Below are 1473 nucleotides of genomic sequence, written 5' to 3' on the forward strand. Positions count from 1 at the left end.
CGTGAACGAGACTGTTCGTTACGCGCTGTTGGTGTTGCTCTCCAGCGCGGTCGGTTTGGTTGCGGTGCTGGCGAATCGGCTAACCGAGCGGGTCAAGGTCCCGGTGCCATTACTCGTGTTGGTCGGAGCCGCCGTCGCGGTGCACGCGGTGCCCGCGGTGCAGCCTCCCTCCGAGCGGGTCGTGGAACGGGTCATCACCATCGCGCTCGTGCTGGTGTTGTTCGACGGCGGCATGCATATCGGGCCGGCGCGCTTCCGCGCGGCGGCGGCCCCGATCCTGTCGGTGGGCGTCGTGGGCACCGCCCTCACCGCAGCAGGGGCGGCACTGGTGCTGCACTACGTATGCGGAATCAGCTGGTTTCCCGCGGTGCTCGTGGCCACGGCCGTGGCGCCGACCGATCCGGCCGTGGTTTTCTCCGTTTTGGGCAAACGCGAGATCAGCGGCCGCAGTGGCACCATCCTGGAGGGCGAGTCGGGTGCCAATGATCCGGTCGGCATCTCCTTGATGTCCAGCCTGATCGCCGCCGGTGGCCTCAGTGCAGCCGGATTCGCCAGCGTGGGAACACAATTCGCTCTACAGATGGCGGTCGGCCTGGCCGTCGGGGTGCTCGGCGGTCGCGTCCTGCTCGTCTTCATGCGTCGCGTCGCCTTGCCGAGCGAAGGTCTCTATTCGCTACGAACGCTGGCATCCTGCCTGATGTTGTACGGCATTGCCACGCTCGCGCATGGCTCGGGATTTCTGGCCGTGTTCGTCGCCGGCATCGTGATCGGCGACGCCCGCGCGCCCTACAAGCCGGAGATCAAGCGATTCCACGCCGCCCTGGCGGGTCTTGCGGAAATCGTCGCGTTCGCCATTCTGGGTTTGACCGTCGATCTCAATGTCCTTGCCCATCCTGATGTGTGGGGTTGCGGGCTCGTCCTCGCCGTGGCCCTAACCGTGCTGATTCGGCCGTTGGCGGTGGGCTCCTGCTTGGTTCCCGTGCGATTGCGGCGAAACGAACGGGCCTTCGTTCTTTTCGCCGGGCTCAAGGGCGCAGTGCCCATCCTGCTGGGCGAGTTCCTGCGCGCTGCTCACGTCGCCGACGCCGAACGCCTCTACGGCATCGTGGTCGTCGTCGTCGTTGTCTCGGTGCTGGTGCAGGGCAGCTCGGTGCCTGGTGTCGCCAGGTTGTTGCACCTGCCCATGCGCACGGTGGAGACCCGGCCATGGCAGATAGGTGTGCGACTCGCCGACGAGCCGCAGGGGGTTCATCGCTTCAGCGTCGCGACCGGTTCCGTCGCCGAGCGTTCCACGGTCGAAGGTCTCGGCGACCGCGTCGGTGACATCTGGGTGAGCATCGTGGTCCGCGCGACCGGCCTGGTGCCGGTGCGGGGCGACACCGAACTGGAGGCCGGGGACGAGGTCGTCATCCTGGCCGACCCCGACCTTCATGACACGCTCGCCGGACTGTTCGGCCCCGCGCAGCAGCGATG

General features: G+C 67.1%; 1 protein-coding gene. It reads left to right on the forward strand.

Annotation, left to right across the window (positions count from 1 at the left end; all coding sequences use genetic code 11):
- The coding region (locus A9W96_RS28525) for a cation:proton antiporter (RefSeq protein WP_067144550.1) at positions 1–1473 on the forward strand (1473 nt) is incomplete at both ends.

Source organism: Mycobacterium sp. 1245852.3, assembly GCF_001669335.1.
Lineage (GTDB): Bacteria > Actinomycetota > Actinomycetes > Mycobacteriales > Mycobacteriaceae > Mycobacterium > Mycobacterium europaeum_A.